Source organism: Roseateles sp. GW835-FHT13E02 (assembly GCF_058794035.1).
This window is the reverse complement of the sequence record NZ_JBXAGJ010000013.1, coordinates 1-23,547: the sequence shown is the minus strand read 5'-3', so window position 1 is coordinate 23,547 and position 23,547 is coordinate 1. Positions and strand designations below refer to the sequence as shown.

General features: G+C 68.4%; 14 protein-coding genes. 7 read left to right on the top strand and 7 right to left on the bottom strand.

The features are described from left to right. Window positions 1-143: 143 nt before the first annotated feature. A complete protein-coding gene (gene dnaQ / locus AC1Q6P_RS13895; protein WP_102767086.1) occupies window positions 144-851 on the bottom strand; it encodes a DNA polymerase III subunit epsilon in 708 nt (235 codons plus the stop codon). Window positions 852-943: 92 nt separating this feature from the next. Beyond that, a complete protein-coding gene (lgt, locus tag AC1Q6P_RS13890; protein ID WP_102767087.1) occupies window positions 944-1,744 on the bottom strand; it encodes a prolipoprotein diacylglyceryl transferase in 801 nt (266 codons plus the stop codon). A 189-nt stretch (window positions 1,745-1,933) separates the two neighbouring features. On the opposite strand from lgt, the gene AC1Q6P_RS13885 reads away from it, so the two are divergent. After that, window positions 1,934-3,625, top strand: a complete 1,692-nt coding sequence (locus AC1Q6P_RS13885) for a hypothetical protein (RefSeq protein ID WP_492664635.1) — start codon at window positions 1,934-1,936, stop codon at window positions 3,623-3,625. Between the two features lie 33 nt (window positions 3,626-3,658). Here AC1Q6P_RS13885 and AC1Q6P_RS13880 read toward each other — a convergent pair whose 3' ends face one another. Together AC1Q6P_RS13880 and AC1Q6P_RS13875 are read right to left on the bottom strand one after the other, a co-directional pair. Continuing rightward, a complete protein-coding gene (locus AC1Q6P_RS13880) occupies window positions 3,659-4,666 on the bottom strand; it encodes a tetratricopeptide repeat protein (RefSeq protein WP_492664636.1) in 1,008 nt (335 codons plus the stop codon). A 69-nt stretch (window positions 4,667-4,735) separates the two neighbouring features. Next, entirely contained in the window at window positions 4,736-5,695 is a 960-nt protein-coding gene (locus tag AC1Q6P_RS13875) for a LysR family transcriptional regulator (RefSeq protein ID WP_492664637.1), read from the bottom strand. A 97-nt stretch (window positions 5,696-5,792) separates the two neighbouring features. Between AC1Q6P_RS13875 and ilvD the strand changes: the two genes are divergently transcribed. Beyond that, window positions 5,793-7,496, top strand: a complete 1,704-nt coding sequence (ilvD, locus tag AC1Q6P_RS13870) for a dihydroxy-acid dehydratase (protein ID WP_171828075.1) — start codon at window positions 5,793-5,795, stop codon at window positions 7,494-7,496. A 62-nt stretch (window positions 7,497-7,558) separates the two neighbouring features. On the opposite strand, the gene AC1Q6P_RS13865 is transcribed toward ilvD, so the two are convergent. Continuing rightward, window positions 7,559-8,512 (bottom strand): hypothetical protein, encoded by a 954-nt coding sequence (locus tag AC1Q6P_RS13865; protein WP_492664638.1) that lies wholly within the window; start codon window positions 8,510-8,512, stop codon window positions 7,559-7,561. Between the two features lie 200 nt (window positions 8,513-8,712). Between AC1Q6P_RS13865 and AC1Q6P_RS13860 the strand changes: the two genes are divergently transcribed. The 3 genes from AC1Q6P_RS13860 to AC1Q6P_RS13850 all read left to right on the top strand — a co-directional run bounded on the left by AC1Q6P_RS13860 (window position 8,713) and on the right by AC1Q6P_RS13850 (window position 13,514). Then, on the top strand, window positions 8,713-9,456 hold the full coding sequence (locus AC1Q6P_RS13860; RefSeq protein ID WP_492664639.1) for a response regulator: 744 nt from the start codon (window positions 8,713-8,715) through the stop codon (window positions 9,454-9,456). Window positions 9,457-9,669: 213 nt separating this feature from the next. After that, window positions 9,670-12,189 (top strand): hybrid sensor histidine kinase/response regulator, encoded by a 2,520-nt coding sequence (locus tag AC1Q6P_RS13855; RefSeq protein WP_492664640.1) that lies wholly within the window; start codon window positions 9,670-9,672, stop codon window positions 12,187-12,189. Next, complete coding sequence (locus tag AC1Q6P_RS13850) at window positions 12,186-13,514, top strand: diguanylate cyclase domain-containing protein (protein WP_492664641.1); 1,329 nt, start codon at window positions 12,186-12,188, stop codon at window positions 13,512-13,514. Before AC1Q6P_RS13855 ends, AC1Q6P_RS13850 begins: the two co-directional genes overlap by 4 nt. Before the next feature lie 15 nt (window positions 13,515-13,529). On the opposite strand, the gene AC1Q6P_RS13845 is transcribed toward AC1Q6P_RS13850, so the two are convergent. Together AC1Q6P_RS13845 and AC1Q6P_RS13840 are read right to left on the bottom strand one after the other, a co-directional pair. Beyond that, a complete protein-coding gene (locus tag AC1Q6P_RS13845; protein ID WP_492664642.1) occupies window positions 13,530-14,837 on the bottom strand; it encodes a DUF1501 domain-containing protein in 1,308 nt (435 codons plus the stop codon). A gap of 45 nt (window positions 14,838-14,882) precedes the next feature. Then, on the bottom strand, window positions 14,883-16,493 hold the full coding sequence (locus AC1Q6P_RS13840) for a DUF1800 domain-containing protein (protein WP_492664643.1): 1,611 nt from the start codon (window positions 16,491-16,493) through the stop codon (window positions 14,883-14,885). 173 nt (window positions 16,494-16,666) lie between these two features. On the opposite strand from AC1Q6P_RS13840, the gene AC1Q6P_RS13835 reads away from it, so the two are divergent. Both AC1Q6P_RS13835 and AC1Q6P_RS13830 read left to right on the top strand, forming a co-directional pair. Beyond that, entirely contained in the window at window positions 16,667-18,424 is a 1,758-nt protein-coding gene (locus tag AC1Q6P_RS13835) for a DUF885 domain-containing protein (protein WP_492664644.1), read from the top strand. A gap of 119 nt (window positions 18,425-18,543) precedes the next feature. Further along, entirely contained in the window at window positions 18,544-23,379 is a 4,836-nt protein-coding gene (locus AC1Q6P_RS13830) for an NAD-glutamate dehydrogenase (protein WP_492664645.1), read from the top strand. The last annotated feature ends 168 nt before the right edge of the window (window positions 23,380-23,547 follow it).

Sequence of the window (23,547 nt, the reverse complement as noted above, 5' to 3'; positions counted from 1 at the left end):
GTTGTCTTGGTCGCCTGTGCGTCATTTGCTTGTCTTTCAACCTGCAAACTTCGCTAACCGGGAAGCCCTCTATTATGCCACGTGTTTTTGAAGCTCAGCAAGCTTTGCGCTGAAAAACTTCAAAAAGGCGGCTGAGAAGCGGCTCAGATGCCGTCTTGCCAGACCCGCTTGCCGCCGCTGCTCTTGTCCAGCTCGCCCAGCACCTTGGTGTGTGCGGCCAGCTCAGCCTCGTCGGCACGCAGCACGGGCAGCTCGAAGCTGCGCAGGTCCACCGCGGCGAGCTTGAACTCGGCCGAATCGCTGTCCCCACCGGCGTCGTCGATCAAGAGCGCGTCCTGGCCGCGCGTCATATTGATGTAGACGTCGGCCAGCAGCTCCGCATCGAGCAAAGCGCCGTGCAGCGTCCGGCCCGAGTTGTCCACTTCCAGGCGGCGGCACAGCGCGTCCAGGGAATTGGCCTTGCCCGGGAACATCTCGCGTGCCATCAGCAGCGTGTCGCGCACGCTGCCGACCACGTCGGTGATGGGCGGCTTGCGCAAGCGCTTCAGCTCGGCGTTGACGAAGCCGATGTCAAAAGGCGCGTTGTGAATGACCAGCTCGGCGCCAGTCAGGAACTCCAGCAACTCGTCGACGATTTCGGCGAACTTGGGCTTGTCGGCCAAAAAGGCCTCGGTCAGGCCGTGCACCCGCAGCGCGTCTTCATGGCTGGCCCGCTCGGGGTTGATGTAGAGGTGCAGGTTGTTTCCGGTCAGCTGGCGGTTGATCATCTCAACGCAGCCGATTTCGATGATGCGGTCACCGCCCTCGGCCAGCAGGCCGGTGGTTTCGGTGTCGAAGAAAATTTGACGCATGGGTCAGTCGGTCACTCGTTCTGTCAGTCGTTCAATGGTGGCACGGCCGGGCGCAGGGGCCAGCCCGCTGCACCACTGCCCCCCTGCTCCTATCAGGCCGCAGGGCGGCGGCTGGCCCAGAGCCAGATGGCCAGGCCGGCCACGATCATGGGCAGACTCAGCCATTGTCCCTGACTCAGCTGCAGGGCCCGCAGGCCCAGGAAATCATCGGGCTGGCGGAAGAACTCGGTGACGAAACGCTGCGCGCCATAGCCGATCAGGAACAGGCCTGAAACCTGGCCGGTCAGGCGCGGCCTGCGGGTGTAGAGCCACAGCAAGGTGAACAGGAACAAGCCCTCGCCCAGGAACTGGTAGAGCTGGGAGGGGTGGCGCGGCTCGGGCGAGCCCGATTGCGGAAACACCATGGCCCAGGGCAGGCTGGGATCGGCAAAGCGGCCCCAGAGTTCCCCATTGATGAAGTTGCCGAGGCGGCCCGCGGCCAGGCCGGTGGGCACACAGGGCGCGATCAGATCGGTCACCTCGAAGAAGCGACGGCCGCGCAGCTTGGCAAACAGCGCCATCGCCACGATCACGCCCAGCAGACCGCCGTGAAAAGCCATGCCGCCCTTCCAGACCGCAAACACCTCCAGCAGGTGGTCAATGTAGTAATCGGGCTTGTAAAAGAGCACATAGCCCAGGCGCCCGCCCAGCACCACGCCCAGCACGCCGAAGAACAGCAGGTCATCGACATCGCGCCGGCTCCAGCCGGCTTGCGCATACTGCGGCTGCTGCACGCGGCGGCCGGCCAGATACAGAAACATGCCGAAGGCGGCCAGGTACATCAGCCCGTACCAATGGATGGCCACAGGGCCGAGACGAAGGGCAATCGGGTCAAACTGGGGATGAACCCACATGGCGGCAATCCTGAAACGGTGAGGCACACAAAAACAGCAAGCGCGGCCGGCCATGATTCGACCCCGCGCCTCAGGCCGGCATCATAGCCAGCAGGCCCGCAACAAGCCGCAGCGCCCTACCCCACGGCAGGAACTGGCGCGGTCCGGCGCGGTCCGCGATACCGTCGAGTTCACGCGATACTCCCGGCCATGTCTGCCCTGCCCGCCCCCGCCCTTGCGGCCTCCGTGGCCCTGAGGCCAGCCCCACGCCTTGCGCGTGCGCGCTGGCGCCGGGTGCTGTCGGCCTGCCTGGGCTTGGGGCTGGGCCTGGGGCTCGGTCTGCATCTGGCCGCTAACACGGGGCCCGGGCCGGAGGCGCTGCAGGCCGCGCGGGCGCCACGCCTGGCCGGCTTTGGCGAGGCCACCCAGCGCCGCATCGTCAGCCGCTCACCCGAGGCCCAAGCCTGGTTCAACCAGGGCTTGCAGCTGGCCTATGCCTTTGATGAGATCGAGGCGCGGCGCGCCTTTCGCGCCGCCCTGGCCGCCGACCCGCGCTGCACCCTGTGCGCCTGGGGCCTGGCCTGGCAATACGCCCCCACCTACAACGCCCGGCTGCGCGAGGACCCGCGCAACGATCTGGCGCAGGCCCGCCACTACGCTCGCCTGGCCCAGCGCCTGTCCCTGGCCAATCGCGAAGCGCCGCTGGAGCGCGCCCTGGCCGAGGCCATGCTGGAGCGGCTGCAACTCGGCGACGTCAGCCAGATGCCCGCCGCCACCCTGGCCGTACTCGAAGCCTGCGGGCCGGACACCGACGAAACCCGCCAGGTCCACCCGCTTGATCGCGTGTTCGAGCGCCGCATGCGCATCCTCAGCGAGATGTTCCCCCAGGACCCCGATCTGCTGTCCTGGTGGGCCGAGGCCTTGTTCGTCGTCCACCCCGACCCCTCGGGCCTGGAGATCCTGTGGGCCGGCCTGAGCAGCCGCCTGCTGGAGGCCCTGAGCCAGCATCCCCAGCACACCGGCGTGATCCACTACCTGAGCCATGCGGCCGACACCGTCGAAGATGCGCCGCGGGCCATCAACGCGGTGCAGAACCTGCAACACCTGGCCCCCGCCTCGCCGCATCTGCAGCACATGAGCTCGCACCTGCTCGTCAAGCTGGGCCGTTATGGCGAAGCCGTGCAGGCCAACCAGCGCGGGCTGGCGGCGCAAGCCGCGCTGGACCGCCAGCTGCACACCCAAGGCTTCAGCCCGGGCACCAACTGGAACCCGCACAACCAGCGCTTTCTGTGGATCGCCGCCCAGCTCGGTGGCGATTTCAACACCGCCCTGGCCATGGCCGAGCAGTTGGCGGCCGAAGCCCCGGCCGGCGAATGGGGCGATTTCCTGCGCGGCCTGCCCTGGCTGACCCTGGTGCATTTCGAGCGCTGGCGCGACATCCTCGCGCGCTCGACTTCCGCGGGCATCGAGTCGACGCTGCTGGCCCATGCTCGCGGCTTGGCTAGGCTGCGCCTGGGCCTGATCCAGGATGCGCAATCCGATCTGGCGCTGCTGCAATCCCATCTGGACGCACAAACGGCCAGCGACAACCCACGCAAGCCCGCGCGCATCGCCTGGGCCCGCCTGCTGCTGGCGCCGTTGCAGGCCGAGCTGGCCTGGGCCCGCGGCGATCGCGCCGCCGCCCTGTCCACTCTGAAAGAGGCGGTGGACCGCGAGGCCGAGTTAAGCCCCAGCGAGCCACCGCTCTGGGCCGCCAGCGCCCAGCGCTGGCTGGCTCAGATGCTCTTGCGGGCGCAGGATAGACCCGGTGCCCTCGCCGCCTTCGAGGCAGACCTGAAGACCTCCCCGGGCAACCGAGCCGCCCTGGACGGCCTGGCCGCTGCGCAGCGCCTGCCGCGCTGAAGCGTCAGCCGGACGGCGCTTCCGCCTTGAAGTTCAACCCAGCTCGGCCAGGCGCTTGCGCACCTCGTCCAGATTGCGTGGGTTGGCTTTCTTGTTGCCGAGGAAACGCTCCAGCACGGACTTGCCCTGGGCCTTGTCGCCCTTGGCCAGCAGGGCAAAACCGAGGCGATGGTCGACGGGATAGCGCTCGGCGCCCTCGGCCGTGCGGGCGCGCTCCAGCGATTTGATGGCCTCGTCGATCTGGCCGGTTTCGCTGAGCAGGCGGCCCATGCCGTAGTGGCCGGCCGCGTGGCCGGGGAAGTCACGCTGCAGGCGCTCGAAGATCGGCCTGGCCTTGGCGAACTGCTTGTCGGAGAAGAGCTGGATGGCCAGCTGATACAAGCCGGCGCGCTGGCCGGCGAGCAGATCCTTGTCCTCGCCGGGCTTGATGGCGCTGAGCTCGCGCTCGGCCTCGGCCCAGCGTTCCTCCTTCATTTCCACGCGGGCACGCAGCAGCTTGGCATGTTCGGGTTGGCGGGCCTGGGCAGCCTGGGCCAGATCGCGCGCCTTGGCGACGCTGCCACCGGCAATGCCCGGCGCCATCAGATAGAACTGCTGCAAGGCATCGCGGGCGTCAAACAGCAGAGGATCGAGTTCCACCGCCCGGCTCAGGTTGTCCTTGATCTTGCCGCTGAGGCTGATGGCTTTCATCATGCCGCCGTTCATGGCCTGCACACCTTGCAGGGAACCCAGCACATAGAAACACGCCGCCTGGGCCGGCTGCCGATCGGCGCAGGCCTGCACCGGCTTGACAGCAGCCTCCAACCGTTTGGCATCACCCGACTCCAGTGCCAGCAGGCCCAGGGCCAGCACGGCCTGGCTGTCCTCCGGGTCGGCCTTGAGCCGGGTCTGTGCGGCCTGCTCCAGCTCAGCACTTTTGCCCGCCTCCAGCCAATCGCGCCACTGCGGGTCTTTCAGCACCTCGGCCTGGGCCAGGCTTGCGCTCAAGCTCAGACCCACGCTCAGGGCCAACACGGCAAGTCGAACAGTCTTCACAAGCATCACGGGCACTCTCCTTTTTTGGGGCCTGCGCATTAGAACGAGGCCGCAGGCCCGCGGTTGGCGGGGTATTCACCGAGGGCCGGAGGTGGCTTCCGACACTTGCTGCGGAGGCGACTGCGGCACCGCCAGCTGAGCCGCCACATGCTCGACAAAACGCCAGACGGCCGGCGCCGCGTCGCGCCGCCAGATCAACCGGGTCTCGCCGCGCGGCAGCGGCACCTGTTCCCCGGCCGGCGCCTGCAGCACACGGTAAACCACGCCCGGGCGCTGAAAGCCTTGCATGCTGGCCGGCACCCAGGCCGCACCGATGCCGGCCGAGACCAGGTTGACGATGGTCTGCATCTGGATGGCCTCTTGCTCGATGCGCGGCTCGCAGCCCTGCGCCCGGTACACGGCCACCACGGCATCGAAAAGCGAGGGCGCAATTGCCCGCGGGAACATCACCAGCGGCAAACCCAGAACCTCGGCCAGGGGCAGCTGATCGAAGCGGGCCAGCGGCGAATCGGCACTCAGCGCCAGCAGCAGGGGCTCGTCCACCACCTGCAGCGACTCAAAGCCCGGCGGCACGGCGCCGCGGGCATGCAGCACAAAGCCGGCATCGATCTCGCCGGCCTCGAAGGCCTGCAGCTGAACATCGAGCGTGGCCTCGCGCAGGCTCAGCGCCACATCGGGCACCTGCTCGCGAAAGCCCTTGAGCCAGCGCGGCAGCTCGCCAAAACCCAGGGTGGACACAAAGGCCAGGCGCAGCCGCCCGGCCGTACCCCGCGCTGCCGCCTGGGCCAGAGCCGGCAGCTCGGCCGCCTGGGCCAGCAGGCCCTGGGCCAGGGGCAGCAAGGCCGCGCCGGCCGGGCTCAGGCCCACCGAACGGCTGCTGCGAACGAAGAGGCTGGCGCCCAGCTCGAGCTCCAGTTTCTGGATGGCCTGGGTCAGCGGCGGCTGGGTCATGTGCAAGCGCTCGGCCGCGCGGCCGAAATGCAGCTCTTCGGCCACGGCAACAAACTGGCGCAGGCTGCGCAGATCCAGGCTCATTAATTCGTCCAACGTATCAATTCAACATGAATAATATATTTGAAAACCAATCGACCCTTCGAGATACTGGCGCCACCCCAGCAGGAGACCCCAGACCATGAGCCAGGACAGCCAGCAGCCCATCCGTTTTGACCGCCGCTCGCGCAACATCACCGAGGGCGTGGCCCGCGCACCCAACCGCTCCATGTACTACGGCATGGGCTACCAGGAAACCGATTTCGGCAAGCCCATGATCGGCGTGGCCAACGGCCACTCGACCATCACGCCCTGCAACTCGGGCCTGCAGAAGCTGGCCGATGCGGCCGTGATCGGCCTCAAGGCTGCGGGCGCCAATGCCCAGCTCTTCGGCACGCCCACCATCAGCGACGGCATGGCCATGGGCACCGAAGGCATGAAATACAGCCTGGTCTCGCGCGAGGTGATCTCGGACTGCGTGGAAACCTGCGTCGGCGGCCAATGGCTGGACGGCGTGATGGTGATCGGCGGCTGCGACAAGAACATGCCGGGCGGCATGATGGGCATGCTGCGCGCCAATGTGCCGGCCATCTACATCTACGGTGGCACCATCAAGCCGGGCCACTACAAGGGCCAGGACCTGAACATCGTCTCGGTCTTCGAAGCCGTGGGCCAATTTTCAGCCGGCAAGATGAGCGAAGAGGACTTCTGCCAGATCGAGAAGCGCGCCATCCCCGGCAGCGGCTCCTGCGGCGGCATGTACACCGCCAACACCATGAGCTCGGCCTTCGAAGCGCTTGGCATGAGCCTGCCCTATTCCTCGTCCATGTCCAATGTCGAGGACGAGGTGGTCGAGAACACCAAGAAGGCCGCCGCCGTGCTGGTCGAGGCCGTCAAGGCCGACCTGAAACCGCGCGACATCGTCACCAAGAAGGCGATCGAGAACGCCGTGGCCGTGATCATGGCCACCGGCGGCTCGACCAATGCCGTGCTGCACTTCCTGGCCATCGCCCACGCGGCCGAGGTGGACTGGACCATCGACGACTTCGAGCGCATGCGCAAGAAGATCCCGGTGCTTTGCGACCTCAAGCCCAGCGGCCGCTTCCTGGCCGTGGACCTGCACAAGGCCGGCGGCATCCCGGCCGTGATGAAGGTGCTGCTGCAGGCCGGCCTGCTGCACGGCGACTGCATCACCATCACCGGCAAGACCGTGGCCGAGAACCTGGCCGAGGTGCCCGAGCTCTCAGCCACGCAAGAGGTCATCCGCCGCGTGGACCAGCCCCTGTATGCCCAAGGCCATCTGGCCATCCTGCGCGGCAACCTCTCGCCCGAAGGCTGCGTGGCCAAGATCACCGGCCTGAAGAGCCCGGTGATGACCGGTCCGGCCCGCGTGTTCGAGGACGAGCAAAGCGCCCTGGCCGCCATCATGGCCGGCAAGATCGTGGCGGGCGACATCATGGTCTTGCGCTATCTGGGACCCAAGGGCGGCCCCGGCATGCCCGAAATGCTGGCGCCCACCGGTGCCCTGATCGGCCAGGGCCTGGGCGAAAGCGTGGGTCTCATCACCGATGGCCGCTTCTCTGGCGGCACCTGGGGCATGGTGGTCGGCCATGTGGCACCCGAGGCCTACGAGGGCGGCGTGATCGCCCTGGTGCACGAAGGCGACCGCATCACCATCGACGCGCATCAGCTGAAACTGGAGCTGCATGTCGACGAGGCCGAGCTGGCCCGCCGCAAGGCCGCCTGGGTCAAACCGGCACCGCGCTACACCCGCGGCGTGCTGGCCAAGTTCGCCAAGAACGCCTCCAGCGCCAGCTCGGGCGCGGTGCTGGATCGCTTCGAGTGAGTTTCGAGTGAGCTTCGAGTGAGCTGCCCCGGCCACGGCCGGTCAAGCCGAAGACCACCCGCTCAGCGCAGCAGCGGCGCAATCACCCGCTGACGCACCAGCGGATGCCAAAGTCGGCCGTCCTGGCGCAGGGCGGCCGGCGGCAGCTCGGGGTTGCTCAGGCTCAGCCAGCGGCGCGAGCCCAGCTGGGCCTGCGCCACCTCGGCGCCGACCAGCTTCTCGTGCAGGGCCTCGAAACTGCCATCGGCCTGCACCACACGCCAGCCCTGGCGCAGGCGCTCGGCCAGCTCGGGCCGGGCCTGGTTGACGATGAAGCTGAAGGTGGACGGGTAGGCCAGCAGCCAGTCACTCAGCACCACCACGCCGGGCAAGGCATTGACGATGCCAAAAGCCTCGTCGGCGGCCAGGGCGAACAGATCAAAGCGGTCGCGTTTGAGCATGGCCTCGAAGACATCGAGGCGAGGGATGGGCAGCACCGTCATGCCATTGGCCCGCATCACCGAGGCGTCGGGCCAATGCGCCACCTGCGCCACGCGCAGCTGACGCACCTGTTCCAGGCTGCGCACCTCCTCCAGCTCACGGCGGCGGCTGGCCAGGGCAATCGGCAGGCGCAGGCCGTTGAGGCCGCGGCGCATGCAGGTGTGCACGGGGATGCCATCGGCCTCGCGGGTCTTGGAGGTCATGGTGGCCATCAGGTCCAGCGCGCCGATGCGCAGGTCCAGCATCTGCCGGCTCTGCGTGAGGTTCTCGCGCGGCGGCATGGTTTCCAGGCGGAAGGGGCCATGGCTGGCTTCGGTCTTGCTGAGCAAGAGGTGCAGAACAGCCAGCTCCAGCGAAGGCGTGCCGTCGGCGGCACGGCGCATCTCGTGGCGGATCACCCAGTCCTTGTGGCGACCAGACGGGCTGGCGGCTGCGGGGCCTCCCAAGGAGGGCAGGCCCATGCTGGCGGCCAGGCCCAGGGTCTTGAGCAACTGCCGGCGCGGACCGAGCGCCTGACCATCCACGCCTGCTGCCATTTCGGTCACTGCCGTGCTGTCTGCCAACCCAAGCCCCATCGTCCGCCCTGCTTACCGGCCGCAGAACGCCTGCCACCACAGCCATCGATTGTGGCGCATGCAGCCTGGGAATCAGGGTTCTCACGCCGAGCTGCGGACCGGGTCCTGCCACATAATCCTCAAGCCCACCGAACTTGGCGGGCCGCGCAGGAGAGATTCGCATGGATTCGAACGCGTCCTCGACAGCAACTGCCCGCCACGGGTCGCCCGACCCGGTCATCCTCATCGTGGATGACACACCGCCCAATATCGGCCTGCTGCACACCATGCTGCGCCCCCAGGGCTACCGCATTTACGCGGCCAGCTCGGGCCTGCAGGCGCTGGAGCTGATCGAACGCATCCAGCCTGATCTGATCCTGCTGGACGTGATGATGCCGGGCATGGACGGCTTCGCCACCTGCCGCGCCCTCAAAGCCCGATCCGCCACCGCCGACGTGCCCGTCATCTTCATCACCGCCTGCACCGAAAGCGAGGATGTGGTGCTGGGCTTCCAGGCCGGCGCGGCGGACTACATCGCCAAGCCCATCCGTGTCGAGGAGGTGCTGGCCCGTGTGCAGACCCAGCTGGCGCTGCGCCGCTGCGCCCAGCTGGAACGCGCCGAGCAGCAACAGCTGCGTGCCATCGTCGAGTCCATGCGCGAAGGCCTGTTGCTGCTTGACCCGCAAGGCAGCGTTCGCTACAGCAACCCGGCCCTGCAAGAGCAGCTGGGCCGCAGCGCCGTCGAAATCCAATCGCCCGAGCTCGGCCGCCTGCTCCGTCAGGCCCTGCCCGCCAGCGGCCAGGGTCAGGTGCATCTGGCCCAGGGTCTGTGCGGCAGTGTGCCACTGGACCTGACCCTGGCCCCCTGGCCCGGTGATGAAGCCGGCAGCGTGGCCCTGCTGCGCCCTGCCGGAGTGCATTCATGAGCCACACCCTCACGGCATTCAAGCGGACCTGGGTCCACCCGCCTTGATCCACGGGGCCTGACGCAGGCCACCCGGTCCGAGGCGCGAGCGATGTCATCTCGCCTGCGCCACCCGGACCCCATTCCAGAACTCAAGACGCCGAGAGCGCGCCGCAGGCAGCACACCCACAACACCGCTGCCGCCACGCATCGAGGCCCGCACAGGGAGTGCCCCATGAAACCGAGCTGCCAGACCGACGCTGCGTCGGACACCCGGAGACGAGACGAGCCTTCGGACCTCGATGAGCTCCAGATCTTTGCCGACGAGGACGAGCCTGCCCCCTCGCGCCTGCCGCCCCATGCCGACAGAGAGGCGACGGGGGGTTCCAATTCCGCCGCGGCGCCCTTGCCGCCCTGGCGCATCCTGATCGTTGACGACGACGAAGGCATCCACCAAGCCACCCTGCTGGCCCTGGGCCTGCAGAGCTTTCGCGGTCGCAGCTTTCAGTTTCTGAGCGCCTACAGCGCTGCCGAGGCCTGCACCCTGCTGGCCAGCACGCCCGACATCGCCCTGGTGCTGCTCGACGTGGTGATGGAGACCGACGACGCTGGCCTGCGTCTGGTGCACACGATCCGACATGGCCTCAACTGCCACCTGACCCGCATCCTGCTGCGCACCGGCCAGCCCGGCATGGCGCCGCAGCACCAGGTCATCGTCGACTACGACATTGACGACTACCGCAACAAGGCCGAGTTGACCGGCGCCAAGCTGTTTGCGGCCGTGGTCAGCGCCTTGCGCGCTTACGACACCTTGCGTGCCATGGCCGATCAGCAGGCCGAGCTGCGCGCCACGCTCAAGAAAGTGCAGCATCTGGAGCAGGCCTTGAACGAGCACGCCATCGTCGCGGTCAGCGACGGCCTGGGGCGGCTCAGCGCGGCGAACGAGCGCTTCTGCGCCCTGGCCGGCGCCCCGGCCGAGCACTTGCTGGCACAGCAGCACCAACCCCTGCGCGGCCACGGTGGAGCGCTGGGCCACGAGGGCCTGAGCCTGCAGCAATGCCTGGCACAAGGTCGGGTCTGGCATGGCGAGCTCATCCACCCGCAGGCCGACGGCAGCCACCGCTGGGCCGAGACCACCGTGCTGCCTCTGGCCGACGATGCCGGCCGGCCCAGCCAGCACATCATCGTCGCCACCGAGGTGACGGAGGCGCGCCTGGCCCGCCAGCAAATCCTGGACCTGAACCGCGACCTGGAGCTGCGCGTGCAGCGCCGCACCACCGAGCTGGAAGAGGCCAAGCGCGCGGCGGAAGCGGCCAACCATGCCAAGTCCATCTTCCTGGCCAATATGTCGCATGAGATCCGCACACCGCTCAACGCCGTGCTCGGCTATGCCCAGCTGCTCAGCCGCGACCCGCGCCTGCCCCCTGCTTTGCGCAGCATCGTCGCGCCGATTGAAAAATCGGGCACCCATCTGCTGACTCTGATCAACGACATCCTCGACCTCTCCAAGATCGAGGCCGGCGGCATGAGCCTGGACCTGGTCGACCTGGACCTGGCCGCCTTGGCCAGCGAGATGGGCGATATGTTTGCGCTGCGCTGTGCACAAAAAGGCATAGGCTGGCGCTGCGAGTTGGAGCTGCCCAACCCCTGCGTGCTGCGCGGTGATGCCGGCAAGCTGCGCCAGGTGCTGCTCAATCTGCTCAGCAATGCGGTCAAGTTCACCGATTGCGGCGAGGTGGTGCTGCGCATCCGCGCGCGGCCCGAGGCCGGAGCGGCCGGCATGCAGCTCTGCTTCGAGGTCAGTGACACCGGACTGGGCATCCCGCAGGCCCAGCAGGACCTTGTGTTCGCACCCTTCCACCAAGCGGACGCCGGCGCCCAGCGCGGGGGCACGGGCTTGGGCCTGGCCATCTCCTCGCGCCAGGTCGAGCTGATGGGCGGGCAGCTGCAGCTGCAATCCACCGAGGGCCAGGGCTCGCGCTTTTCATTCCGCCTGCATCTGGCCGCCGGCGACCGCAGCAGCCTGCCTCAAGACTCGGGCTTTGGCGCCCTGGTCAGCCTCAGCGAGGGTCAGGTCTTGCGGGTGCTGGTGGTGGACGATATCGAGGCCAACCGCGATGTGCTGGCGCGCATGCTGAGCGGCCTGGGTGCCGAGGTGCAGCAGGCCGAGCATGGGCTGCAGGCCTTGCAGATGCTGCAGGAGTCACCAGCGCGCTTTGACATCGTCTTTCTCGACATCCGCATGCCGGTGCTGGACGGCATCGAAACCCTCAAGCGCCTGCGCCGCGAGCTGCCCCAGCCCCAACCGGTAGTGGTGGCGTTGACCGCCTCGGCCCTGATGCACGAACGCCAGAGCTATATGCGCGAAGGCTTCGACGACTTCATCGGCAAGCCTTTTCTTTTCGAGACCGTGCACCAGTTGCTGCGCCAGCACCTGGGGCCGCTGTTCCGCCCTGGCGCTACCGGCGCAGACGCAGCGGCCGCCTCGGTGGAGGGCCACCCGCAGGCCTCGCCGGCCGGCCATCACACCGCGGCCACGCAGCGCCTGCCAAGCGAACTCTTGCAACTGCTGCAGTCCGCCGCCGAAACCGGCTGGATCAGCGAGCTGGAGCGCGGCATTGAACAGCTGCTGCAGGACTGCCCCGCCGAGCAGGCCCTGGGCGAGCGCCTGCTGGACTGCCTGCGGCAGTACGACATGGCCCGGCTGCAGCGCGAGCTGCATGCCCTGGCCGCCAGCGACGAGCTGCCCGCATGAGCGCAAGCACTGCCATGATCCAGCAGCCCCTCGGGCCCGAGGCCGAGCTCTTCGGCCTGCCCAGCCCGCAGCCGCAGCCCAGCGCCTTGCTGATCGTCGACGACACGCCGGCCAATATCGGCGTGCTGCGCACCCTGCTCAAACCGCGCGGCCACCAGATCTACGCCGCCACCTCGGGCCAGGCGGCGCTGGAGATCGCCGAACGGGTGCCGCTGGATCTGATCCTGCTGGATGTCTGCATGCCTGAAATGGACGGCTTCGAGACCTGCCGCCGCCTCAAGGCCAGCCCGCACAGCCGCGCCGTGCCGGTGATCTTCGTCAGCGCACGCACCGACAGCTGCGATGTGGTCGAGGGCTTCAGTCTCGGGGCGGCCGACTACATCCACAAGCCGGTGCGTGTGGAAGAGGCCCTGGCCCGCATCGATTCGCAGCTGCAACTGCGCCATCACCTGCGCGTGCAGCGCGAGCAGGCCGAGCGCATGCAGGCCATCGTCAATCACATGGCCGAGGGTCTGCTGCTGGTCGACCCTGCGCTGTGCATTCGCAAAGCCAATCCGGCGGCCGAACGCCTGTTCGGCGCTGGCCCCGTGCCCTTGTGCGGCCGCTCGCTGCGCGAACTGTTGGCGCCCGAATCGGCCGACCGCTTGCAAGCCGGCCGGCAGGAGCTGTGCGCGCAAACCCTGCAAGGCGAGCCGCTGCACATCGAGCTGACCCTGAGCCCCCTGCCCGGCCAAGCCGAGCTGCAGATCGCGCTGCTGCACGACATCAGCCAGTACAAGCATTCCGAGCAGGTGCTGCGCCGCTTGGCCGAGATCGATGAGCTGACCCAGCTGGCCAACCGCCGCCAGTTCGACCGCGGTCTGGCCCAGGCTTGGCGAACGGCCGCAGAAGCCGGCCAGCCCCTGAGCTTGCTGCTGCTCGATGTTGACCATTTCAAGCAGTACAACGACCGGCTCGGCCACCAGGCCGGGGACGAATGCCTGCAGGCGCTGGGCCAGTTGCTGCAAGCGCTGGCCCAGCGGCCCGAGGCGCCACCCGGCTGCCTGGCCGCGCGCTATGGCGGAGAGGAGTTCGCCCTCATCCTGCCCGGCGATGCCGAGCAAGCCCAGGCCTGGGCCGAGTCCTTGCGGGCAGACCTGCTGGCGCGCCAGCTGCCCCATCCCGATTCATCGGCCGGGCCCTGGGTCACGATCAGCATTGGCAGTGCCACCCTTGTGCCCAAGCCTCAGGATTCACAGAGCGAACTGTTCCAGGCCGCTGACGCGGCCATGTACCGGGCCAAGGCCGAGGGGCGCAACCGTCTGGTACAGGCCGAGACCGATTAAGAAATGAAGCGCCGCTCAGGCGCGCAGCAATCGCAGCCCACCGGGCGTGCCCGCCCACGCGGGCAGTTGGGGGAACACCGCCGCCAGCCCCGCGTCCTGCACACCCAGGTGGCGCTGCAGCAGCGGCGCCAGCACATGGCGGTAGTCGGTGACCACGGCCAGATCACGGCCCTCGGCCAGGGAAGCCGTGTCCAGGCCGGGCCACTCGCCCAGCACCCGGCCGCCGGCCACCGCGCCGCCCAGCAGCCACATCACATTGCCGCGGCCATGGTCGGTGCCGCCGGTGCCGTTCTCGCGCACGGTGCGGCCGAACTCGCTCATCACCACCACCACGCTGTCGCGCCAGCTGTCACCCAGGCCTTGCGCCAGCGCCTCCAGGCCCTGGGCCAGGCTGGCCAGCTTGTTGGCCAGCTGTCCTTGGGCCGCGCCCTGGTTGACGTGGGTGTCCCAACCGCCGACCGAGGTGAAGGCCAGCTGGGTCTTGGGGTCGCGGCGGATCAGCTGTCCCAGGCGCCGGGCATCGGCAGCAAAGCTGCGGGCCGAGGCGGCGCCGCGGTCGGCGCTCTCGGCGCTCGGGGGGTGAGTGGCCGACATGGCCATCACAGGCGTGGCAGACGCGTCTGGCACCGACTCGCTGCCGGCCGCCATGCTGCGCTGCATTTGACCGCGGCCCTCGGCGGTGCTCTGGAAGGTACGAGCCAGGGCGGGGTCTTCGGCATACAGCCGGGCCAGGCCGGCCTGCATGGCAGGCTGGTCGATGGCCTTGCGATCCAGGGCCCGCGGGCCCAGGCCCAGCGTGGCCACCGCCGCCGGACCGGCCAGGATGCGCGGCGGCGTGGTGCCCATGTTCAGCGCCCGGGTCGGACCGGGCGGGCCAGGCAGCTGGGCGACCAGGCGGTTCATCCAGCCATCCGGCGTGCTCTTGCGGCCCGGGGTGCCGGATTCCAGATAGTCCTGCGCATCGAAGTGCGAGCGCGTCGGGTCCGGCGAACCACTGGCATGGACAAAGCCGAGGCTGCCCTCCGACCAGAAGGGCATCAGCGGCGCCAGCGCCGGGTGCAGCCCGAACAGCGAATCCAAGCGGAGCACCCCGCCCTCGGTGCCCGGGCTGCCCAAGGCCAGGCTGGGCCGGGCCGCCGCGTAGGCCGGGTCGCCCCAGGGTGCGACCACGCTCAGGCCATCGACGGCGCCACGCAGCAGGATCACCACCAGCTTGCGGCGGCTGCTGGCGGGCTGGGCCATGGCCCTGGGGCTCAGGCCGGCCAGGCTCAGGCCCGCCATACCGTGGCGCAGAACAAAGTGACGTCGACTCAGTTCAGTCATGGTGCGTGCATCCTCTTGCAGCAAAGCGATCCAACAACAGCGCGCTCAGCGCCGCATCCATTCAGGGCTGCCCAGCAGCAGGGACAGTTGCAGCTCGGCCGGCTCCTGGGCCAACACGCTGCGCGTGTGTTCGCTGAGCAAAGGCGCCAGGGTCTTGAGCAGGCTGCCGCCCTGCCGGGACGCGCGCTCCACCCCAGCTGTGCGCTCGTTCAAACGGCTCAGCCACTGGACCCGCTGAGACAAGGCCTCCGGGTTCATCCAGGCCGAGGCAACGTTCTTGTAGCCATCGGGCGTGGCGGCGCCGTACAGCGGCATGCCGCTCTGCGCCAGCGCACCCAGCAGGGGCTGCAGGTCCTGAGGCTGGGCGTCGAGCACGCGCAGGCTGGAGAGCAAAAACTGGTAGGGGGTCTTGAACTTGCTGCTCAAGTGCTCGCGCTGCCAGAAATGCTCGCTGCCAAGCAAGGTTTGCACCCAGGCCCGCAGATCACCGCCGCTGGCCAGAAAGCTGCGGCTCAGCTGGGCAACCAGCGCCTCGGGCGGCTCGTCGGCGACAAAGGCCTGGGCCAGCTTGAAGCTCAGATGGCGGGCGGTGGCCGGATGGCTGGCCAGCACATCGAGCGCCCATTCGCCCTCGGCCTGACCGCGCGCCGTGACCGGCCGGCCCAGCCACTGCTTGGAGCCGTTGTCGTGGCGGCGCGGCGCGAACTCGAACAGATCGCCGCTGCCCTGCCGCCCCAGCGCCCCCCGCACGTCCACCGTCCAGCCGGTCAGCATGCGGGCCAGCTCGGTGACATCCGCCTGGCTGTACCCACCGTCCACGCCCAGGGTGTGCAGCTCCATCAGCTCGCGGGCATAGTTTTCATTGAGGCCGCGCGGCCGCGCCACTTGTTCGTCACCCAGACGAGCGGGCGGGCGGAAACCTGGCGCCACGCTCTGGACGTTGTCCAGATAGAACAGCATGGCCGGGTGCTTGGCAGTGGCGCCCAGCATCTGACGGAAGCGCCCCCAGATATGGGGCCGAATCGCCTCGCGCTCATAGCTGCCGACCAGGGCGGCCACCGGCCCCTTGCCGGCGAAGACATTGAAGTGGTTGAACCAGAACTCCAGCAGCTGCTCCTCCAGCTGGGCCGAGCTGTGCAGGGCGCGCAGCAGGCGTTGCTCGGCCGCCTGAGCCAGGATGGGGCGCACCAGCTCGCGGCGGGCCTCCTGGGCACTCACCACACCTGCCGCGCCATTCGACGCACCATTCTCTGCACCCTTCGCCGCCGCTTCGCCGGCCTTGTCCAGGCGCGCCAGGCGGCGCGCCTCCTGGTACCGGCCCAGCAGGGCAGCCTGGCTGAGCGACACCGTATCCAACCCCTGCAGCCGAGCCTGCACCGACTCAGGCAAGACCTGCCCCCCTGCGCTGCCGCGCAGCTGCGCGGCCAGGAACTGCTCGAGCCAGGCCTCAGGCCCCAGGCGCTGCAGCGCCGCCAGATCGGCCGGCCGCGGCCCGTAGCTCAGGCGGCACAGCGCGTGGACGGCCCGCTCCTGAGCCGTCAGGGGCTGCGCCAGCGGCTCGGACGGGCGGGCTTGTGCGAACACCGGCCGCCATGTGCCTGCCCAGGCGGCCAGGCCGCCCCAGGCCGCTGCTTGCAATCCAGATCGTCGAGACATCAACACGGCACGCTCCATCGGCCCAGACCCAGGCCCGGCCGCCATCATCTGGCACGTGAGGCTGCGCCAGCGTGTCTGATTTGCAAAGATGTGCAAGCGAATGGCGCCGGCTTGGGCCTGCGCCCGCTGGCATAGGATGAGCCACCGCGATTCAGGCCCCGCCGCCCGCTGCCATGTTCGAACCTGCTGCCCCAACCGTCGTCCCCACGCCCAGCCCAGCCCAGCGCCTGCACGCCCTGTTCGAGGCCTGCTGGGAACGCGAGCTGGCCGAGAACCCTCTGCAGGCCAGTTACATCGGCGACCCGCGCTTCAATGCGCTCTGGCCCGATCTGTCCGAGGAGGCGCAGGCGCGCAGCGAGGCCGCCAACCGCGCGGCCCTGGCCGAGCTCGAGGCCATAGCGGCGGCCGGCCTGCCCGAGAGCGAGCGGCTCAATGCGGAGCTGTTCCGCCACGAGTTGCGCGCCCGGCTCGATGTCCTGCCCTTCCATCCGCTCGCCTGGGCGATCTCCGCCCGCGAAGGGCCGCAGGCCCTCAACGAAGTGGCCGAGCTGATGCCGCTGGACACGGCGGCCGACTTCGAGGTCTGGCTGCAGCGCTTGCGCGGCCTGCCCGACTATCTGGCGCAGTACGGCGAACTGCTGGAGCGCGCCGCGGCCAGCGGCCGCACCCAGCCGCGCATCTTGATGGAACGCGTGCTGCCTCAGCTGGACGGCCAGTGCGTCAGCGAACCCGAGCTGAGCCCCTTCTTCAGCGCCTTCCGCCAACTGCCGGCGCGCATCGCGCCCGAGGAGGCCGAGGCCCTGCAGGCCGAAGCGCGCCAGGTGATCGCCGAAGCCGTGCTGCCGGCTTACCAGCGCTTTCGCCGCCTGTTTGCCGAACGCTATCTGCCGGCCTGCCGCGAGAGCGTGGGCATCTGGGACAGCCCGGACGGCGAGGCCTACTACGCCAACCGCATCGCCTTCCACACCAGCACCACGCTGAGCGCCGAGGACATCCACGCCATCGGCCTGGCCGAGGTGGCGCGCATCCAGAGTGAGATGCAGGCGGTGATGGACGAGCTGGGTTTCGAAGGCAGCCAGCCCGAGTTCTTCGAGCAGCTGCGCAGCGACCCGCGCCACTACTGCCAGAGCGAAGACGAACTCTTCTGCGCCTATGTGATGGCGGCCAAGAAGATCGAGCCCGAGCTGCCCAAGCTCTTCGGCAAACTGCCACGCATGCCTTACGGCGTGCGGCCGATCCCCATGAGCAGCGCGCCCAACACCACGGCCGCTTACTACAGCGCCCCGTCTGACGACGGCCGCCGTGCCGGCTACTACTACGTCAACCTCTACCGCCCCGAGATGCGGCCCAGGTACGAGATCGAGGTGCTGACCAGCCACGAGGCCATGCCCGGCCATCACCTGCAACTGGCCCTGGCGCAGGAGCTGGGCGAGCTGCCCAAGTTCCGCCGCTTTGCCGGCTACAACGCCTATCTGGAAGGCTGGGCGCTGTACAGCGAGCGCCTGGGCTATGAGCTGGGGCTGTACCAAGACCCCTACTCGCGTTTCGGCCAGCTCAGCTACGACATGTGGCGCGCCGTGCGCCTGGTGCTGGACACCGGCTTGCATGCCATGGGCTGGAGCCGCGAGCAGGCGATCGACTACTTCCGCGCCCACGCCCCCAAGAGCGAGCTGGACATCGTCAACGAGGTGGACCGCTACATCGGCTGGCCCGGCCAGGCCCTGTCCTACAAGATCGGCCAGTTGCACATGCTGGCCCTGCGGGCGAGGGCCGAGCGGGCCTTGGGCGAACGCTTCGATCTGCGTGCCTTCCACGACATGCTGCTGGACAGCGGCGCCCTGCCCCTGGATCTGCTGGAGCGCAAGGTCAGCGACTGGCTGGCCGGCCTGCAGTTTTCCAGCGAAACGCCGAAAACCCTGAAGTCCGTCTGAGCCGGCAAGGCCTGACCCTGCGTCTTCTCAAACCGAGAAGCCTCGCTTGCTGGTTAAATGGCTGTCGCAATGCCCGGGCACACTGGACACACAAGCATCCTTCCAAGGAGACAAGAGCAATGACCGACCCCCAAGAAGCGCTGCAAAGCGAACGCATCGACACCGTGCTGGCCCTGGCCGCCAGCCGCCCGCTGGCCGCCGAGCACAAGGGCTTGATCGAGAGCTTTGGCCGCGAGTATTTCGCCCGCCTCGACCCGGAAGACCTGCTGGCCCGCTCGCCCGAGGATTTGCTCGGCGCCCTGCTTTCGCATCTGCAGTTCGGCGCCAAGCGCCTGCCCGGTCAGACCCTGGTGCGGGTGCAGAGCCCCGCGGTCGCCGAGCATGGCTGGGCCTCGCGCCATTCGGTCATCGACATCGTCAATGACGACATGCCCTTTTTGGTCGACACCACGACCATGGAGATCAACCGGCAAGGCCTGACCCTGCACCTGATCATCCACCCGATTTTTGCCGTCGAGCGCGACGCCGCAGGCCAGCTCAAGGCCATCGGGCCGCGCCGCGAAGGCGCCGAGGCCAGCGGCCAGCGCGAATCCTGGATGCATATCGAGGTGGACCGCATCATTGACGCCCAGCAGCGCCAGGAGCTGGTCGCCGGCATCGAGCGCGTGCTGGCCGATGTGCGCACCGCCGTCGAGGACTGGAAGCCCATGGTCGGCCGCCTGCGCCAGGTGATCGAGGAGCTGAACCAGGCCCCGGCCAGTCTGCGCGCCGCCCACATCAAGGAAAGCGTGGCTTTTCTGGAATGGCTGGCCGATGACCACATCACCCTGCTGGGCTACCGCTGCCACGACCTGGTGTTCGACCAGGATGGCAAGGAAGCCCTGAGCCTGCAGCCCGGCAGTGGCCTGGGCCTGCTGCGAGAAACCGAGCAAGAGAAACTCTCGACCGGCTACTCCCTGCTGCCGGCCAATGCCCGCGCCATGGCGCGGGCGCCCGAACCGACCGTGATGGTCACCAAGGCCAACACCCGCTCCACCGTGCACCGCGCCGGCTACACCGATTACGTCGGCATCAAGCGCTACAACGCGGCCGGCGAGGTGATCGGCGAGCACCGCTTCATCGGCCTCTTCACCTCCACCGCCTACAGCGCCCGGGTCTCCGAGACGCCCATCCTGCGCAGCCGCGTTGGCGCCATCACCACGCGCGCCGGCCTGCCGCCGGGCGGCCATCTGGCCAAGGCCTTGCAGCACATCCTGGAGACCTACCCGCGCGACGACCTCTACCAGATCTCGGACGACGAGCTCTACGAAACCGCTCTGGGCATCCTGGCCCTGGGCGAGCGCCAGCGCCTGCGCCTGTTCGTCTGCCGCGATCCTTTCGAGCGCTTCTTCAGCTGCTTGGTCTATGTGCCGCGCGAGGCCTACTCCACAGACATGCGCATCAAGTTCCAGCGCATCCTGATGCAGGTCTTCAGCGGCACCAGCGCCGAGTTCGATGTGCAGCTCAGCGACGCCGTGCTGGCCCGCATCCACTTCACCGTGCGCACCACGCCGGGCCAGGTGCCGCTGTACGAGCGCCGTGACATCGAGGCCAAGCTGACCGCCGCCGCCCGCCGCTGGGACGACGACCTGCGCGACGCCCTGATCGATGCCGAGGGCGAGGCCCGTGGCCTGGAGCTGTTCAAGCGCTGGGGCGCCGGTTTCCCGGCCGGCTACCGCGAGCGCGTCAGCGCCCGCGCCGCCGTGCCCGATGTGCTGAAGATCGCCGGCCTGAACGGCGACAACCCGCTGGCCCTGGCCCTCTACCGCCCCTTGGGCGGCGAGGCCGGCAGCCTGGGCTTCAAGGTCTATCGCCGCGGCGCCTCGGTGGTGCTGTCCGACAGCCTGCCCATGCTGGAGCACATGGGCGTGCGCGTGCTGGGCGAGCACAACCACCGCATCGCGGATGCAGCCGGCGCCGATGCCGCGGACGGCAGCGACAGCGTGTCCCTGCACGATTTCCAGCTGCAGGCCGCCGTGTCCGACGAGATCGAGCCCGAGGCCTTGTCCAAGCTGTTCGAGGACACCTTCGCCCGGGTCTTCCGCGGCGAGGTCGAGAACGACGACTTCAACCGCCTGGTGCTGCGCGCGGGCCTGGCCAGCGACGAGATCGTGGTGCTGCGCGCCTACGCCAAATACCTGCGCCAGATCGGCTTTGCGCTTTCGCAGGCCAGCATCGAGGCCACGCTGGCGGCGCACCCGCGCATCGCCCGCATGCTGGTGGGCCTGTTCAAGCTGCGCTTCGACCCCGAGGCCCATGACGCCGCTGGCGCCACCGCCCAGGTCAACGCCATCGAGAAGGCGCTGGAGAAGGTCTCCAATCTGCAGGAAGACCGGGTGCTGCGCCAGCTGCTGGCCCTGATCCTGGCCACGCTGCGCACCAATTTCTGGCGCACCGGCATCGGCCACTCGGGCGCACCGGGCGCACGCCGCAGCTTCGTCAGCTTCAAGCTCGATTCGGCCAAGGTGCCGGGCCTGCCCGAGCCGCGGCCGCTGTACGAGATCTTTGCCTACTCGCCACGCTTCGAAGGCATCCACCTGCGCGGCGGCAAGGTCGCCCGCGGCGGCCTGCGCTGGTCCGACCGGCCGGAAGATTTCCGCACCGAGGTGCTGGGCCTGGTCAAGGCGCAAATGGTCAAGAACACCGTCATCGTGCCGGTGGGCAGCAAGGGCGGTTTCGTGCTGAAGAAGGCGCCACCGTCCAGCGACCGCGAGGCCTTCATGAAGGAAGGCGTGGCCTGCTACCAGGACTATCTGCGTGCCCTGCTCGACCTGACCGACAACTACGCGGGGGGTCAGGTCGTGCCACCGCCCCAGGTGGTGCGCATGGACGAGGATGACCCCTACCTCGTGGTCGCCGCCGACAAGGGCACGGCCACCTTCTCCGACTACGCCAACGCCGTCAGCGCCGAGTACGGTCACTGGCTGGGCGACGCCTTTGCCTCGGGCGGCTCGATCGGTTATGACCACAAGGCCATGGGCATCACCGCCCGCGGCGCCTGGGAATCGGTCAAGCGCCACTTCCGCGAGATGGGCCTGGACACGCAGAGCCAGGAGTTCACCGTGGTCGGTGTGGGCGATATGTCGGGCGATGTGTTCGGCAACGGCATGCTGCTGTCGCCGCACATCCGCCTGGTGGCCGCCTTTGACCACCGCCATGTCTTCATCGACCCCAATCCCGATGCAGCCAAGAGCTTTGCCGAACGCGAGCGCCTGTTCAAGCTGCCACGCTCCAGCTGGGCCGACTACGACGCCAGCCTGATCTCGGACGGTGGCGGTGTCTGGGCCCGCTCGGAGAAATCGATCCCGATTTCTCCGCAGGCCCGCGCCGTGCTGGGCATCGAGGCAGAGCGTCTGACGCCGACCGAGCTGCTCAGCGCCATCCTCAAGGCGCCAGTCGATCTGCTCTACAACGGCGGCATCGGCACCTACATCAAGAGCAGCGGCGAGAGCCATGCCGAGGTGGGCGACCGCGCCAACGACGCGCTGCGCATCAACGGCGCCGAGCTGCGCTGCAAAGTGGTGGCCGAAGGTGGCAATCTGGGCTGCACCCAGCGCGGCCGGGTCGAGGCGGCGCTGCATGGCGTGCGCATCAACACCGACGCGATCGACAACTCGGCCGGCGTGGACACTTCGGACCATGAGGTCAACATCAAGATCTTGCTGGGCCTGGCCACCGGCGATGGCGAGATGACAGCCAAGCAGCGCAATGCCCTGCTGCCGCAGATGACGGACGATGTCGCTGCCCTGGTGCTGCGTGACAACTACTTCCAGACCCAGGCCCTGTCGATTGCCCGACGCCAAGGCGTCAGCCTGATCGATTCGCAGGCGCGCTTCATCCGCTACCTGGAACGCAATGGCCAGCTCAACCGCGCCATCGAGTTCCTGCCCACGGACGATGAGATCAAGGAACGCAAAGCCCGCGGCGTAGGCCTGACCAGCCCCGAGCTGGCCGTCCTGCTGGCCTACAGCAAGATGTGGCTGTCCGATCAGCTGATGAGTTCGGACCTGCCCGAGGACGCCTGGATTGGCACCGCTCTGGCGCGCTACTTCCCGCCCCTGCTGCGCGAGAAGTTCGCGGCCCTGATTCCGCGCCACCCGCTCAAGCGCGAAATCATCGTCACCCATGTGCTGAACAGCATGCTCAACCGCGTGGGCGCGACCTTTGTGCACCGCCTCAGCGAATCGACCGGCGCCAAGCCGGCGCAGATCGTGCGCGCCTACCTGGCCACCCGCGAGGTCTTCGGTTTCGTGCCCCTGTGGCTGCAGATCGAGGCCCTGGACAACAAGGTGCCCGATGAGGTGCAGGCCGAGTTGATCAATGAGCTGGGCCGCCTGGGCAGCCATGCCACCACCTGGTTCCTGCGCTCACGCCGCCTGGCCGAGCCCATGGAGCAGGTGTTCCAGCGCTTCACGCCGGCCGTGGATGCCTTGCGTGCCCGGGTGCAAGCCCAGGCGCTGCAATCGCCGCGCGCCGAAGCCTGGGTGGCCGCCGGGGTGCCGAGCGAGTTGGCGCAGGCCGTGATCACGGCCGAGGCCTTGTTCGCCGCCCTGGACATTGCCGAGATTGCCGACGCAACGCAACAGCCCCTGGGCGAAGTGGCCGATGTGCATGCCAGCCTGGGCGAACGCCTGGGCCTGGCCCGCCTGCGCCAGCAGATCGACGCCCTGCCGACCGACAGCTACTGGCAAACCCAAGCCAAGGCCGCGCTGGGCGACGACCTGGCCGGCCTGCAACGCCAGATCGCCCACGATGTGCTGAGCCATGCCGGCGAGCACAAGCTCAGCGCCTGGGAGCAAAGCAACCAAGCCGCGCTGGAACGCGCCCAACGCCTGCTGGCCGAACTCAGCGAAGCCAAGGGCGTGGACCTGGCCATGCTGTCGGTCGCCCTGCGAGAACTGCGCAACCTGGCCTGAGCCTTCTTACTGCCATGACAAAACCCCGCCTGGGCCATGAGCCCGGGCGGGGTTTTTCTTTCTGGCAGGTCCAATCCACTGAGGACTGCTTTCGGCACGAAGCAGCCTTTGGTTTTGCTCGTGAGGCCCTGCAGCCCGTGCCGCCACCGGGCTCATGGTTCCGGGGTC

Bases quoted from the DNA above. Each gene is read 5' to 3' on its own strand.
- ilvD (WP_171828075.1), top strand. From the start codon at position 5,793: ATGAGCCAGGACAGCCAGCAGCCCATCCGTTTTGACCGCCGCTCGCGC.
- dnaQ (WP_102767086.1), bottom strand. From the start codon at position 851: ATGCGTCAAATTTTCTTCGACACCGAAACCACCGGCCTGCTGGCCGAG.
- AC1Q6P_RS13855 (WP_492664640.1), top strand. From the start codon at position 9,670: ATGAAACCGAGCTGCCAGACCGACGCTGCGTCGGACACCCGGAGACGA.
- AC1Q6P_RS13880 (WP_492664636.1), bottom strand. From the start codon at position 4,666: ATGCTTGTGAAGACTGTTCGACTTGCCGTGTTGGCCCTGAGCGTGGGT.
- AC1Q6P_RS13830 (WP_492664645.1), top strand. From the start codon at position 18,544: ATGACCGACCCCCAAGAAGCGCTGCAAAGCGAACGCATCGACACCGTG.
- AC1Q6P_RS13850 (WP_492664641.1), top strand. From the start codon at position 12,186: ATGAGCGCAAGCACTGCCATGATCCAGCAGCCCCTCGGGCCCGAGGCC.
- AC1Q6P_RS13860 (WP_492664639.1), top strand. From the start codon at position 8,713: ATGGATTCGAACGCGTCCTCGACAGCAACTGCCCGCCACGGGTCGCCC.
- AC1Q6P_RS13835 (WP_492664644.1), top strand. From the start codon at position 16,667: ATGTTCGAACCTGCTGCCCCAACCGTCGTCCCCACGCCCAGCCCAGCC.
- AC1Q6P_RS13845 (WP_492664642.1), bottom strand. From the start codon at position 14,837: ATGACTGAACTGAGTCGACGTCACTTTGTTCTGCGCCACGGTATGGCG.
- AC1Q6P_RS13875 (WP_492664637.1), bottom strand. From the start codon at position 5,695: ATGAGCCTGGATCTGCGCAGCCTGCGCCAGTTTGTTGCCGTGGCCGAA.
- lgt (WP_102767087.1), bottom strand. From the start codon at position 1,744: ATGTGGGTTCATCCCCAGTTTGACCCGATTGCCCTTCGTCTCGGCCCT.
- AC1Q6P_RS13865 (WP_492664638.1), bottom strand. From the start codon at position 8,512: ATGGCAGCAGGCGTGGATGGTCAGGCGCTCGGTCCGCGCCGGCAGTTG.
- AC1Q6P_RS13885 (WP_492664635.1), top strand. From the start codon at position 1,934: ATGTCTGCCCTGCCCGCCCCCGCCCTTGCGGCCTCCGTGGCCCTGAGG.
- AC1Q6P_RS13840 (WP_492664643.1), bottom strand. From the start codon at position 16,493: ATGTCTCGACGATCTGGATTGCAAGCAGCGGCCTGGGGCGGCCTGGCC.